Source organism: Desulfosporosinus sp. OT, assembly GCF_000224515.1.
In the GTDB taxonomy this organism is placed as follows: domain Bacteria; phylum Bacillota; class Desulfitobacteriia; order Desulfitobacteriales; family Desulfitobacteriaceae; genus Desulfosporosinus.
The window spans coordinates 1-13308 of the sequence record NZ_AGAF01000112.1 but is presented as its reverse complement, the minus strand read 5'-3'; the positions used below and the strand labels follow the sequence as shown (position 1 = coordinate 13308).

Genomic DNA, 13308 nt, shown 5'->3' with positions numbered 1-13308 from the left:
ATTTGAGGGAGAGACGTTAACTTTATCAAAGACCATTGAGCCTACTTAGGGCCTTTGTCCACTAAGTTGTTTGCATTTTCTGAGCTGAAGAATTTGCTAAATATTCAAAGGCATGGTAACATTGTGACTCTATTTTGCAGACCAACGCTGAAAAGATAAGTTGAGTTATAGTAGTGAAGATGGCACTATAATGGTATAGTTATGGGATGAGAATGAATTTTTTCAGCATGGGCAACCCTATAATTAAAAATAGTGGAAAGAGGATTTTAACATGATAGAGATCGGGAAAATCCAAAAACTAAAAATTTCAAATTTCACATCTTTTGGCGCCTACTTAGATGCAGGAACGGGTGTTCGGCACGATAATATCCTACTACCAATAAAACAATTACCGGAGGATTCTAAAGAGGGAGACGAATTAGAGGTATTTATTTATAGAGATTCAGAGGAACGGCTTATTGCCACCCGGAAAAAGCCTTTGGCTCAATTAGGAGAATTAGCTTATCTAAAAGTCTCTGCAAAGACTAAGATTGGTGCCTTTTTAGATATAGGTTTAGAAAGAGGTTTGTTCTTACCATTTCATGAGCAGAAATTCCCGATACAGGTAGGCAAGGGCTATTTAGTGAAGGTATACTTAGATAAAAGTAAGAGATTGAGCGCTACGACAGAAATTTATGAGTACCTAGAGGCAGAATCTCCCTATCAGAAGAACGATAAAGTAGTGGGAACGGTTTACTCTATAAAACCAGATATTGGAATCTTTGTAGCCGTAGATAATAAGTACATGGGACTTATTCCTGTCAGTGAGTTTTTTAGTGATTTGCGAGAGGGCGATCTTGTTGAGGCCCGGGTTATCAGGGTAAGGGAAGACGGCAAGCTTGACTTATCGCCAAGAGAACTTTCCTATATACAAATGGATAATGACGCATTGAAAATACTCCAAGGGATAAAGAATCATGGAGGATTTCTTTCGCTGAATGATAAAAGTAGCCCCGTTGAAATCCAAAGTCGCTTACAAATGAGTAAAGCCGCATTTAAGAGAGCAGTTGGGAAACTCCTCAAGGAAAATAAAGTTCAGCAGACTGACGGTGGACTAAAGGAAATTCTTTAACAACTATGTCACAACCATGTAATTTAAGATACTGCCGACAAAGTAACCGGGTTACCGGCATCAGGACCTCCTAGTCAGAATTTCGCAATACGATCGTATAATACACTTAAGCCGTAAAATAGATTGAACTTCACTAAAAGCGAAGAAACACAAAAGATGCTAAAGGTAATTGCTCAGGAGGAACTTATCGTTGAGATGAGGGTATAGAAATGAAAATTATTGTGGATGCTGACGCTTGTCCGAGGAATGTTTTGCAAATTTGCCTAACAATGGCACGCGAGCATGCATTACCTGTTTGGACAGTTGCCAGTTTCAATCACAACATTGAGTCTGACCATCACGTGGTTGTAGGAAACGCTTCGCAAGAGGCTGATATCAGGGTAATGAATCTGGCTCATGCAGGTGATGTGGCAGTTACCCAAGATTGGGGTCTGGCGGCAATGTTGTTGGGAAAAGGAGTCAAATGTTTAAATCCTGGTGGGAAAGAGTTTAGTACTAATAATATTGAATTTTTATTGGAGGAACGCGAGCTTAAAGCCAAGTTCCGACGGAGTGGTGGCAGAACTAAAGGACCAAAAAAGAGAGTCGTAGAAGATGATCAGCAATTTGAAGCTTGTCTGCGGAATATACTTACACAGTTCTAGTGCAAAAGATTTTGACTTTTGGACAAAGTTGATTAAACTAAGGGGTGTAGGGTTCTTCGGGACGGCATCCAACACTTACATTGAAAAAACAACGGAGGTAAATAATGAGTACAGTAGTAGAAACAAAGGAATTTCAAACGGAAATTCGGCAATTGTTAGACATTGTAATTCACTCGCTCTATACCGAACGCGAAATTTTCTTAAGAGAGCTCATTTCCAACGCAGCAGATGCAATGGAGAAACTGCGCTACACGCAGCTTACAGGCCCAGAGGTTAAAGACAAGGATTTGGAATTAGAAATCCATATTGATACGGATGATAACGCTCATACGTTAACCATAACCGATACCGGCATAGGGATGACAAAGGAAGAATTGGTAGAGAACTTAGGGACAATAGCTCACTCAGGCTCCAAAGAATTCATTAAACACCTGTCAACTAAAGGGGATCAAAAAGATCTTAACCTTATTGGTCAATTCGGAGTTGGGTTTTACTCCGCTTTTATGGTCGCTGATAAGGTGACGCTATATACCCGTTCCTATCAAATGGACGGTGAAAGCTTAATTTGGGAATCAGACGGTGTGGGGAGTTATACAATTACAGAAGGCGAAGACATAAGCCGAGGCACGAAAATGGTTCTTCATTTAAAAGAAGACGCCCATGATTTTGCTAAAGAAGAAACGATCCAACGTGTGATCAAACAATATTCCAGCTTTGTGCCATATCCTATTAGTGTCAATGACCAGAAAGTGAACACAGTTGACGCACTTTGGACTAAAAATAAAAATGAGATTACAGATGATGAGTACAACGAGTTTTATAAGTTCATTGGAAATGCTTATGATGAACCGCTTTTCCGCTTGCATTTCTCATCAGATGCGCCGTTGAATATTAATACGCTATTATTTGTTCCCAAAGAGAATTTTGAACAGTTTGGTTTCGGTCGAACGGAGCCAGGGGTAAGTCTTTATTGCAAGAAAGTTCTTATCCAGGAAAAATCCCAGGCTGTTTTGCCAGAGTGGCTGCGCTTTTTAAAAGGAGTCATCGACAGTGAAGAGCTGCCGCTTAATATCTCCAGGGAAACCATGCAGGATAGTGCTTTAGTTGGTAAGCTTAACAAAGTGGTGACAAGTCGTTTCTTGAAATTTCTTGAGAATCAAGCGGCCAATGAGCCTGAAAAGTATAAAGAGTTCTGGGAAAAGTTTAACTTCTTTATTAAAGAGGGAGCGGCAAATGACTTCACGCATCGCAAAGAACTCCTCAAACTTTTAAAGTTCGAATCGTCAAACACGCAGGCTGGGGAGCTGATTTCGTTAGCTGATTACGTCAGTCGGATGAAAGAAGATCAAACGGCCATATATTATGTCAATGGCCCATCACGCGAGGTCATCGAGTCCGGTCCTTATCTGGAAATATTCAGGGACAAAGGCCTAGAAGTGATCTACACTTATGCGGCAATTGATGACTATATCTTTGGTTCAGTGGGGGAATATGAAGGGAAAAAACTCACTTCTGCAGACCAAGCTGATTTGGATTTAAGCGATAGCGAGCAGAAGGCCAGAAGCGAACACGCTCTTGCTGAAGAGGATGTTCAGGCCTTGACCAGTTGGTTAAAAGAGGTGTTGGGTAGCAAAGTAACCGAGGTCCGAGAATCTAAGCGCCTAGTGGACAGCCCAGCCGTTGTTCTAAGCCCATATGGGACGAACAGCATGCAGCGTATGATGCAACTTGTGAATAAAGATTTGAATAACGTAGGACCCAGCGTGTTAGAGATTAACGCTGCTCATCAGATGATCAAACGATTAGATTCCGCTCGGAAAAACGGGGACACGTTTGCTAAAATTGCAGCGGAGCAAATATTTGAGAATGCCCAAATTGCTGCTGGGCTTATTGTTGACCCTAGAGGAATGGTAAACCGACTCAATGAGATTCTAGAACGTGCATTAGGATAAGATGAGAGACTATAAAATAATAGTTAATTAGGAGAGAAAGAAAAGGATTGCTGAGATTTAATCGCAGTTCTTTTCTTTCACTTATATGGTGGATAGATTGTCCACCAATTAGGAATTCGAGCGGAATTGAAGGTAGTGCATCGCCAATATAAGTGCATAATATTTAGAAAAATCAGCCTTTATAGGCAAATTTCCAAAGTTAGTCATTGACTAATTCCCTGCGAATGTGATATTTTTAACAGGTAGAAGCTAGTTCGTATTTGCACAAGTTTGTTGATGTTGTTAAGGCGAAAGGTGTTGCTACAATATGATTATCTAATTGATCAATAAGGAATAAGAATTTTACAAGCTAATGAAAATTCCTTAGACTGATAGTGATAATAAGGACAAATACAAGTCTGAACTGCTGATTTTACATCACACCACGCATATCGTCTACATGGTACGGTTGGCGTGCCTAATTAATCTAAAAACGTTCTGATGGAAAGGTCGGTGTTGGATGGGGGGGATTGGCGCCATTCAGCATCGACTGAATTGTCTTGCACAAAAAATTAATATGGTGACTGAACGATCCCCGTAGGATTAACAAAGGTTTTTTTGCTTATTAAACTACAAGGAGTGGTTGGAAATGGATATCAAGCTGAAAGACCTTATTGAAGGAAAGAGATCCGTCATTTTAGAAAGGTGGTTTGATGCAATAATAGAGACCTATCCGACTGATGCTACGGGCTTTTTGAAAAAGAAGCAAGATAGGTTTGCTAATCCAGTGGGTCATGCGATATCGAAGGGAACAGAAGGTATCTTAGAAGTACTTGTCGGTGAGAAAGAACTCACTGAGGATTTACCTTTTCTCAACGATATTATAAAAGTAAGAGCGATTCAAGATTTTACTCCTTCGAAGGCAATATCCTTTGTTTTTCTTCTTAAAACGGTGGTTAGAGAAACGCTGGAAAAGGAAATTAGGCAGAACCAGATCTATGATGCATTGTTAAGGTTCGAATCAAAAATAGATGATCTGGCTCTTTTTGCCTTTAATATATATGTAAAATGTCGAGAACAGATTTACGAACTAAAGACAGATGAACTAAAAAGGATGACTTACACACTACTAAAAAAAGCAAATTTGATGTACGAGATCCCAGTCCCAGAATTCGAAATCAAAGACCCAAATTGTAATACATAAAGGAAGGAGGTCGTAGAGTGAAAGCATTGTTGTCTTTCCTCGCAGTAATTGTACTCATTCTGATCGCTACCCTAGGAGTGGATGTGGCAAATTTACATTTTCTATTTGGTATTATCATACCTTATCTGGCCTTTGTCATGTTTGTAGGTGGATTTGTCTATCGTGTCCTAAAATGGGGTCGCTCACCGGTGCCCTTTCGTATACCCACAACCTGTGGACAGCAAAAATCTCTCCCATGGATCAAGCAAGCTAAGATCGAAAACCCAACAACCAACCTTGGTGTTGTGGTTAGAATGGCTTCAGAAATATTCTTTTTCCGTTCTTTATTCAGAAACACGAAAACAGAATTAAGAGTAGGTGCAGACGGCCCGAAATTATCCTATGGTTCAGCGAAGTGGCTTTGGGTTGGTAGCTTAGTTTTTCACTGGTCGTTCCTCATAATTATCGTCAGACATCTTAGATTCTTTTTGGAGCCAGTACCGTATTTCGTACAAATAGCTGACAGTATTGATGGTATGTTGCAAATTGGTTTACCACCGATCTATTTGACGGATCTTTTCTTTTTGCTCGCTGTTACATTCTTGTTCCTCAGAAGAATTGTTATTCCACAAGTTAAGTATATCTCTCTAGCCGCTGATTATTTCCCTCTGTTTATGATAATGAGCATAGCGATTTCAGGAATGCTTATGAGGTACTACTATAGAATTGATATTGTCGCAGTCAAAGAATTAGCACTTGGATTAGTTCAATTGCACCCCGTTATTCCTGTAGGAATTGGAGCTATCTTTTATATTCACCTGTTTCTTATCTGTATATTGTTTGCCTACTTCCCTACGAGTAAGTTAATGCATATGGGTGGTATATTCCTTAGTCCTACACGGAATATGAAAAATAACAATCGTATGGTAAGACACATCAATCCATGGAATCCTGAACTAGAATATCATACCTATGAGCATTACGAAGACGAATTCCGAGAAAAAATGAAAAAAGCTGGTATACCGGTGGAAAAGGAGTGATCGAGGATGGCAAAAGTTGAAAAAGTTAAGACTCCTAAACCAGAAGAACTATCAAATATTAGTTATCATCCTCCTGCAACGGATTGGATGGATACACCAACCGAATTCAAACCGGGTACCTACTGTTGGGGTGCAAAGGAAAAAGATCTTATAACTCTGGGGTTACCTAATCCGCGACAATGGTCCCCAGCCGACGAAGACTGGAAAGTGCCTGAGGGTTGGGAAACAACCATATTAGACGGAATCGCCGAGAGATTAAGCAAATATCGCTCGTTTAAGGTTTTCATGGATATTTGTGTTAGATGTGGTGCCTGTGCCGATAAATGTCACTTCTATATAGCTACTGGTGACCCGAAAAATATGCCTGTTCTTAGAGCAGAACTGCTGAGATCAGTCTATAAAAAGTATTTTACCAAATCGGGTAAATTCCTGGGGCGCTTAGCTGGCGCGAGAGAACTTGATATGGATGTGCTCAAAGAATGGTGGTCCTACTTTTTTCAATGTACCGAGTGTCGTCGCTGTTCTGTTTTCTGTCCATATGGTATCGACCAAGCTGAGGTAACAATAATCGGTAGAGAACTTCTTAACTTAGTGGGCTTGAACATTGACTGGATCTCGGGACCAGCAGCGGCTTGTTATATGAAGGGAAATCACCTCGGTCTTGAGCCTCATGCAATTACGGGGAATATTGAAACCATGTGTGATGATATCGAGGAGATTACCGGTATTAGAGTGAATCCCACCTTTAATAGGAAAGGTGCCGAGATATTATTTGTCACACCATCAGGAGACTTTTTAGGAGAGCCGGGCATTTATACCTGTATGGGTTATTTAATGCTATTCCATGAACTCGGTCTTGATTACACTTGGAGTACCTATGCTTCTGAGGGTGGGAACTTCGGATTTTTCACCTCGAATGATACAGCTAAGAGACTCAACTACAAGATTTATGCGGAAGCAAAACGATTAGGGGTAAAATATATTATTGGTGGAGAATGTGGCCACATGTGGAGAGTTCTTAATCAATATATGGATACCTGGCATGGCCCTGCAGATTTCTTGGAGGTTCCAGTATCGCCAATAACTGGAACGAGGTTTGAAAATGCTAAGTCTACTAAGATGATTCATATCTCCGAATTTACGGCTGATTTAATTAAGCACAATAAACTTAAACTTGACCCAAGTCGGAATGATCATCTCAAAGTAACTTATCATGACTCTTGTAATCCTTCGAGAGGTATGGGTCTACTTGAAGAGCCCCGCTATATCATCAAGTCTGTTTGCAATAATTTCTACGAGATGCCTGAAAACACAATCAGAGAAAAAACTTTCTGTTGCGGAAGTGGTTCAGGATTAAATGCCTCAGAAAATATGGAACAGCGTATGAGGGGCGGTTTTCCTCGCGCCAATGCAGTTAGATACGTTCAAGAGAAACACGGAGTTAATATGCTGGCTAATATTTGCGCAGTGGATCGTGCTGCATTCCCGGCTCTCATGGACTACTGGTGTCCAGGGGTAGGGGTTACAGGTACGACTGAGCTGTTGGCAAATGCTTTAGTGATGAAGGGCGAGATTAGGAGAACACTCGACATACGTCTTCAGGATCTTCCTGGAAAGGGAGGTAATGAGTAATGTACAAAGGTGGAAAAATTATTGTTGGGCTTGTTATCTTTTTAGCTTTCCTGACATTTCCTTTCTTCTATAATATGGGTAAAGCAAACGCAGGGCCCGAAAATCTTGATGCGAACCTTAAACAAGCTGCGGATTCCCAATGTGTTGAACCTGCAGATTATATGAGGAACAATCATATGCAACTGCTCAATCAATGGAGACAGGCTTACGTTCGTGATGGACTGACAGAATATACGAACAGTCAAGGAAAGACATTCGAAATTAATATTGATACGTGCACAAAATGTCATTCAACTGGGGCGGCATCGAACACATCAGGAGTGAGTAATCCAGCAGTAAATGAAGTAGGAGTTAGTAACCCGGCAGTGAATACGTCTGATCAGTTCTGTGTTTCCTGCCATGATTATGCATCTGTTAAGCCGACCTGTTGGAGTTGCCACTCTGAGCCAGGGGGGGCAACAAAATGAGCATTAATAGAAGACAATTTCTGAGAAGAGCTGGTATTGTTACCGCATTAGGACTTGGTGGTTCGTTTGCTATTACAGGTCTGCGCGGAAAAGTGGTAGAGGCGGCTGGTGAAGCTGGTTATAAGACGTCAGAAAATGCTTTAGAAGCGAAACACTGGGCTATGGTAGTGGATATGAGTAAATTTAAATCAGAAGATGACTTCAAAAGAGTTACCGAATCGTGCGTAAGCATTCACAATATTCCTGACTTTGGTAATCCAAAAGATGAGATAAAGTGGATATGGGAAGACGATTACGAGCATACTTTTTCCGGCGGGGATAACGAATATTTGACTGAAAGTTTTAAAGAACTACCTTTTACTGTAATGTGTAACCACTGTGAAAATCCTCCCTGTGTCAAGGCATGTCCTACAGGAGCGACCTTCAAAAGACCTGATGGAATCGTCGACATGGACTATCACCGTTGTATTGGCTGTAGGTTTTGCATGGGAGCTTGTCCTTTTGGAGCACGGAGTTTTAATTACAGGGATCCTAGACCTTTTATTAAAAAGACTAACCCTGATTTTCCGACGAGAACACCTGGGGTTGTTGAAAAATGCACTTTTTGTGTAGAACGATTGGCTAAAGGTCAAATGCCAGCTTGTGTAGAAGCTTCGAATGGTGGACTAATATTTGGCGATTTGGATGATCCTAACTCGGAGGTTCGAAAAATAGTCAGTAGCAAATTTACTATTCGTCGTAAAACAGATTTGGGGACCCAGCCAAGTGTTTACTACCTTGTAGGAGGTGAAGATCATGCTTGAAAAAGCTCTGACCGGTAGTAAGAAGTACTGGGCATGGATTATCTTCCTGCTTGCTGTGATCGCGGTTGGTTTTATGGCTTACCTTAAACAGTTTAGTTATGGTCTTGGTCTAACTGGTATGAGTAGAGATGTTTCATGGGGCTTGTACATTGCCCAGTTCACTTTCCTTGTGGGTGTTGCCGCATCGGCCGTTATGCTTGTAACTCCTTATTATCTCCATGATTTTAAGAAGTTTGGTAAAATGGTCATCTTCGGTGAATTCTTAGCAGTTTCCGCTGTGATCATGTGTATCTTGTTTATCTTTGTAGATGTCGGTCAACCAATGCGGATTTTGAATGTTCTCTTATATCCTCAATTACATTCAGTCATGTTTTATGATATGTGTGTTTTATGTGGTTATCTGGCCATCAATATTATTGTAGGATGGACGTCTCTAGGCGCTGAGCGAAAAGGCATTCATCCACCAAAGTGGGTTAAATTTCTCGTTTATCTATCGGTACCCTGGGCGTTCAGTATTCATACTGTTACAGCTTTCTTATACGCTGGTCTTCCTGGACGACACTTTTGGTTAACAGCAATTATGGCCGCTCGTTTTCTAGCATCCGCTTTTGCTGCTGGCCCATCACTACTTATTCTTTTGTTGTTGATTGTTCGAAAGGTAAGTAAATTTGATCCGGATCCTCCGGGTGTTGGAGCAATCCAGTCATTGGTGAAAATCATTCGATATGCCATGATTGCTAATGTTTTCTTCTATATTTGTGAGGTTTTCACAGCCTTCTATAGCAGTATACCAGGCGAAATGCATGCCTTTAAGTATGTGTTCGTTGGACTCGACGGACATGCAAGCTTAGTTCCCTTTATGTGGACAGCAACATTTCTTGCCTTTCTGGGGATTCTTTTGTTGGTTTTCCCAACACGTAAGAATAAAGTACTTCTGCCAATAGCTCTGTTAGCAATATTCTTTGCAAACTGGATTGACAAAGGGGTAGTTCTTATCATTGCTGGATTTGTACCGAATTCTTTTGAACGTGTAACGGAGTATTTTCCAACGAGTAATGAGATATCCATTGTTCTTGGTGTGTATGCAATTGGATTCCTGATTCTTACAATCCTTTATAAGGTTGCTATCTCAGTTAGAGAAGAAAAAGCACAATAGATTTTGTTGGTCTTTTTGATATTTGTTTGGGTGGTGAAAGGATTACAATTCAACTGTTCTTTTAAGAACTTGCGGGATTGGTATTGCCGTTCCATTGAAAATGCAGGGTATCTTAGTAGCCATACTCAAACACTTATCAATTTTAATAAACTCAAAGGAGGAAAATTAAAATGGCTCAACTTGTTGTAGGTGATTTATCAGTAGAATTGGATGAAGATGGTTTTCTCGAGGATTCTGCAGCTTGGAATGAAAGTGTTGCACTAGCTCTTGCTGCCACTGAGGATGTGGAGGAGCTTACTGAAGAACATTGGAAACTGATCAACTACCTTAGAGACTATTATGCACAATATGGTGTTGCACCAATGGTTCGGAAAATGTGTAAAGACACAGGTTTTGATCAAAAGAAGATTTATGTACTGTTTCCAGGTGGTCCAGGAAAGGGCGCCTGTAAAGTTGCAGGTCTTCCTAAACCAACCGGTTGCGTCTAATTTCTAGGGAGGGTGGCCTCCCTTTTTTTGTGCCATCGGGACCAATAATCTATTGGTATAAGGTCCCTTCTCGCCATCACGGCACCATGCCATCCATGGCGGTGCTCTAACCACGAACGTCCTGTTCGAGTCAGGCTACAGGGACACTCGGGGCCATCCGTCCCTTCTCGCCGTCACGGCACCATGCCATCCATGGCGGTGCTCTAACCCACGAACGTCCTGTTCGAGTCATGGCTAACGGGGACTCTTGCCTTTTACAGGCAGCGAGTAAGCGCAACTGAGGCGGGTCTGGACTTGTGGTCTGTCGTAAAGCCAAGTATTCATAATCATAAAAGTTAATTGAGCTAATTAAACCTAGGCGAAAATTTGCCTAGGTTTAGCTTTTTATCAAAGATCATAAACCCTTGTACTAAGAACCAGAATCTACCATAAAAGTATGTTTGCTAATTTCTTGAAAAATTACTATGATGGTAGTTGAAATAACAAAAAGTGAGGTCTATCTTGTTACTTGTGACTTGAAGTGGGAAGGTGAAAACTTAATGGATAATCTACTGGCGACCCGTGAAAAAGTGGTGGAAAAAGGAATCGAAATGTTGGCGACTAACCTTACGGTAGGAACTTGGGGTAATATCAGTTGTCGGATTCCTGGTGAAGACTATTTTGCTATTACGCCAACCGGAATGAGCTACGACATGTTAGTGCCTGAGGATATTGTTGTATTGGACTTAAGAGGAAATATTATTAATGGAGCTCGAAAGCCTTCCATTGAAGTGCCATTGCATTTGACGATTTATAATGCTCGTCAAGATATACAGGCTATTGTACATACACATAGTCCCTACGCGACAGCAATGGCCGTAGCACGAAAAGAAATTCCAGGAGTGATCGAAGATTTGGTGCAGATTGCAGGCGGATGCGTGCGAGTAAACGAATATGCGCTGCCAGGCACAGAACAACTCGGAATTAATACCGTTAAAGCTATGAACGGACGTAATGCAGTTTTGCTTGCCAACCACGGTATGTTAGGCGCAGGTCGAGATTTAGTTGAGGCCTTTAGGGTTTGTCAAGTCGTCGAGAAGTCTGCACAAATTGTAATTCTCGCCCAGCTTATGGGTGGTGCAGTGGAATTAACGCAGGATGATATTGAAGGTATGCGAAATTTTTATCTTAATACGTATGGTCAGAGATAAAGAAAGCGAATCAGTTTTTCTCAGTGTATGTATAAGAAATAATAAGCGTTTTAGAGTATAATAAGTACAGAGACATATATTAAAGTAATCTTAGTACGCTCCAGGAAGGACTTATTTGATCTGAGGATACTTAATCCTTGAGATGAGCGAGGTATTTCACAAAGTAGTTTTGTTAATATTTTCATCAAAATATTAAGAAAAGAAAGAAGGTAAATAAATACATGAAATTTACTATTCGTGACTTAGGATTAGCACCTCTTGGGCAACGTAAAATTGATTGGGTAACACCACGGATGCAAGTGCTTAATATGGTACGGAAGGAATTTGAGGAACAACTCCCCTTTGCTGGTAAGAAAGTAGTTATTTGTTTGCATTTAGAAGCTAAAACAGCTTACTTAGCGCATGTGATAAGAGCCGGTGGTGCTGAAGTGACTGTGGTCGCAAGCAATCCGCTTTCCACTCAGGATGATGTAGTAGCTGCTCTCGTTCAACAAGGAATTGGAGCACATGCTTGGTATAATGCGACGGATGAAGAATTTAATCATCATCTTCAATTGGCTCTCGATACGGAACCAGACTTTATCATTGATGACGGAGGAGATCTTGTATCAACGATACATACAACTCGCCCTGAACTTCTCCAGAAAGTCAAGGGAGGAGCTGAAGAGACGACAACGGGTGTTCTGCGTTTGCATTCTATGGAGAGTGATGGGGTTCTGAAGTTTCCGATGATTGCTGTCAATGATGCTCAATGTAAGTACTTATTTGATAACAGGTATGGTACTGGTCAATCTGTTTGGGACGGGATTATGCGAACGACTAATTTGGTAGTTGCCGGTACAACAGCTGTCATCGCTGGATATGGCTGGTGCGGTAAAGGGGTTGCTCTTCGTGCAAAGGGGTTAGGAGCACGAGTTATCATTTGTGAAATTAACCCTATAAAAGCGAATGAGGCTCTGATGGATGGATTTGAAGTAATGCCAATGGTCGAGGCAGCAAAGTGCGGTGATTTCTTTATAACGGTGACGGGCAACACCGATATTATTAATAAAGAACATTTTGTTTTAATGAAATCGGGTGCTGTCATGTGTAATGCTGGACACTTCGATGTGGAGGTTAATGTAGCGCAACTGAAAGAAATAGCAATCTCCGAGAAAACTGCTAGGACTAATATAACTGAATATACTCTTCCTAGTGGGCAACAAGTATACCTTTTGGCAGAGGGACGCTTAGTTAATCTAGCTGCTGGGGATGGGCATCCAGCGGAAGTCATGGACATGACGTTTGCTTTACAGGCGCTATCACTACAATACGTTGCAATAAATCACGACAAACTTTCGGCAAAAGTCTATCAAGTGAATACAGAGATTGATGAGAAAGTTGCAACACTTAAACTCCAATCCTTAGGTTTATCAATTGACACATTGACCAAGGAGCAAGAACGTTACCTCGCTTCTTGGAGTTCTGAAGAGGCCTAAAACTTTATCAGCAATGTGATTAAATTTAATATATTCATTATTAATAAAAATCAATGGTAATTATGCAGACAGTATAATTACCATTGATTTTTATTATTTTTAGACAGAATTGTCCTATGCGAATAAACAAAAATAGAAATTGCTTCGTTTTTAAGAAACTTACTACACATGGACTTAATAAATTT

13 protein-coding genes are annotated in these 13308 nt (G+C 40.8%); 12 read left to right on the top strand and 1 reads right to left on the bottom strand.

Features of this window, described 5'->3' with window-relative positions; genetic code table 11:
* Positions 1-271 precede the first annotated feature (271 nt).
* The 10 genes from DOT_RS10210 (at position 272) to DOT_RS10165 (ending at position 10455) form a co-directional block, all read left to right on the top strand.
* Positions 272-1111, top strand: a complete 840-nt coding sequence (locus DOT_RS10210) for a S1-like domain-containing RNA-binding protein (protein ID WP_009617933.1) — start codon at positions 272-274, stop codon at positions 1109-1111.
* A gap of 209 nt (positions 1112-1320) precedes the next feature.
* On the top strand, positions 1321-1755 hold the full coding sequence (locus tag DOT_RS10205; RefSeq protein ID WP_009617930.1) for a DUF188 domain-containing protein: 435 nt from the start codon (positions 1321-1323) through the stop codon (positions 1753-1755).
* A 104-nt stretch (positions 1756-1859) separates the two neighbouring features.
* Positions 1860-3707, top strand: a complete 1848-nt coding sequence (gene htpG, locus DOT_RS10200; RefSeq protein ID WP_009617928.1) for a molecular chaperone HtpG — start codon at positions 1860-1862, stop codon at positions 3705-3707.
* Between the two features lie 628 nt (positions 3708-4335).
* Positions 4336-4890, top strand: a complete 555-nt coding sequence (locus DOT_RS10195) for an RsbRD N-terminal domain-containing protein (RefSeq protein WP_009617926.1) — start codon at positions 4336-4338, stop codon at positions 4888-4890.
* A 17-nt stretch (positions 4891-4907) separates the two neighbouring features.
* Complete coding sequence (gene dsrM, locus DOT_RS10190) at positions 4908-5909, top strand: sulfate reduction electron transfer complex DsrMKJOP subunit DsrM (protein WP_009617924.1); 1002 nt, start codon at positions 4908-4910, stop codon at positions 5907-5909.
* 6 nt (positions 5910-5915) lie between these two features.
* Positions 5916-7541: a sulfate reduction electron transfer complex DsrMKJOP subunit DsrK gene (gene dsrK, locus DOT_RS10185; RefSeq protein WP_009617922.1), complete on the top strand. Its 1626-nt coding sequence runs from the start codon at positions 5916-5918 to the stop codon at positions 7539-7541.
* Positions 7541-8008, top strand: coding sequence for a sulfate reduction electron transfer complex DsrMKJOP subunit DsrJ (gene dsrJ / locus DOT_RS10180; RefSeq protein WP_009617920.1), 468 nt, complete (start codon positions 7541-7543; stop codon positions 8006-8008). Before dsrK ends, dsrJ begins: the two co-directional genes overlap by 1 nt.
* Positions 8005-8811 carry a sulfate reduction electron transfer complex DsrMKJOP subunit DsrO gene (dsrO, locus tag DOT_RS10175; RefSeq protein WP_009617918.1) on the top strand — a complete coding sequence of 269 codons (807 nt, stop codon included), beginning with the start codon at positions 8005-8007 and terminating at the stop codon, positions 8809-8811. The genes dsrJ and dsrO overlap by 4 nt, the downstream gene beginning before the upstream one ends.
* Positions 8804-9967, top strand: coding sequence for a sulfate reduction electron transfer complex DsrMKJOP subunit DsrP (gene dsrP, locus DOT_RS10170; protein WP_009617916.1), 1164 nt, complete (start codon positions 8804-8806; stop codon positions 9965-9967). The genes dsrO and dsrP overlap by 8 nt, the downstream gene beginning before the upstream one ends.
* A gap of 170 nt (positions 9968-10137) precedes the next feature.
* Positions 10138-10455: a TusE/DsrC/DsvC family sulfur relay protein gene (locus tag DOT_RS10165; RefSeq protein ID WP_009617914.1), complete on the top strand. Its 318-nt coding sequence runs from the start codon at positions 10138-10140 to the stop codon at positions 10453-10455.
* A 130-nt stretch (positions 10456-10585) separates the two neighbouring features.
* On the opposite strand, the gene DOT_RS30385 is transcribed toward DOT_RS10165, so the two are convergent.
* Positions 10586-10771 (bottom strand): hypothetical protein, encoded by a 186-nt coding sequence (locus DOT_RS30385; RefSeq protein ID WP_157998441.1) that lies wholly within the window; start codon positions 10769-10771, stop codon positions 10586-10588.
* 223 nt (positions 10772-10994) lie between these two features.
* On the opposite strand from DOT_RS30385, the gene DOT_RS10160 reads away from it, so the two are divergent.
* Both DOT_RS10160 and DOT_RS10155 read left to right on the top strand, forming a co-directional pair.
* Complete coding sequence (locus DOT_RS10160; RefSeq protein WP_009617912.1) at positions 10995-11645, top strand: class II aldolase/adducin family protein; 651 nt, start codon at positions 10995-10997, stop codon at positions 11643-11645.
* A gap of 221 nt (positions 11646-11866) precedes the next feature.
* Positions 11867-13123 carry an adenosylhomocysteinase gene (locus DOT_RS10155; RefSeq protein ID WP_009617907.1) on the top strand — a complete coding sequence of 419 codons (1257 nt, stop codon included), beginning with the start codon at positions 11867-11869 and terminating at the stop codon, positions 13121-13123.
* Positions 13124-13308: the final 185 nt, after the last annotated feature.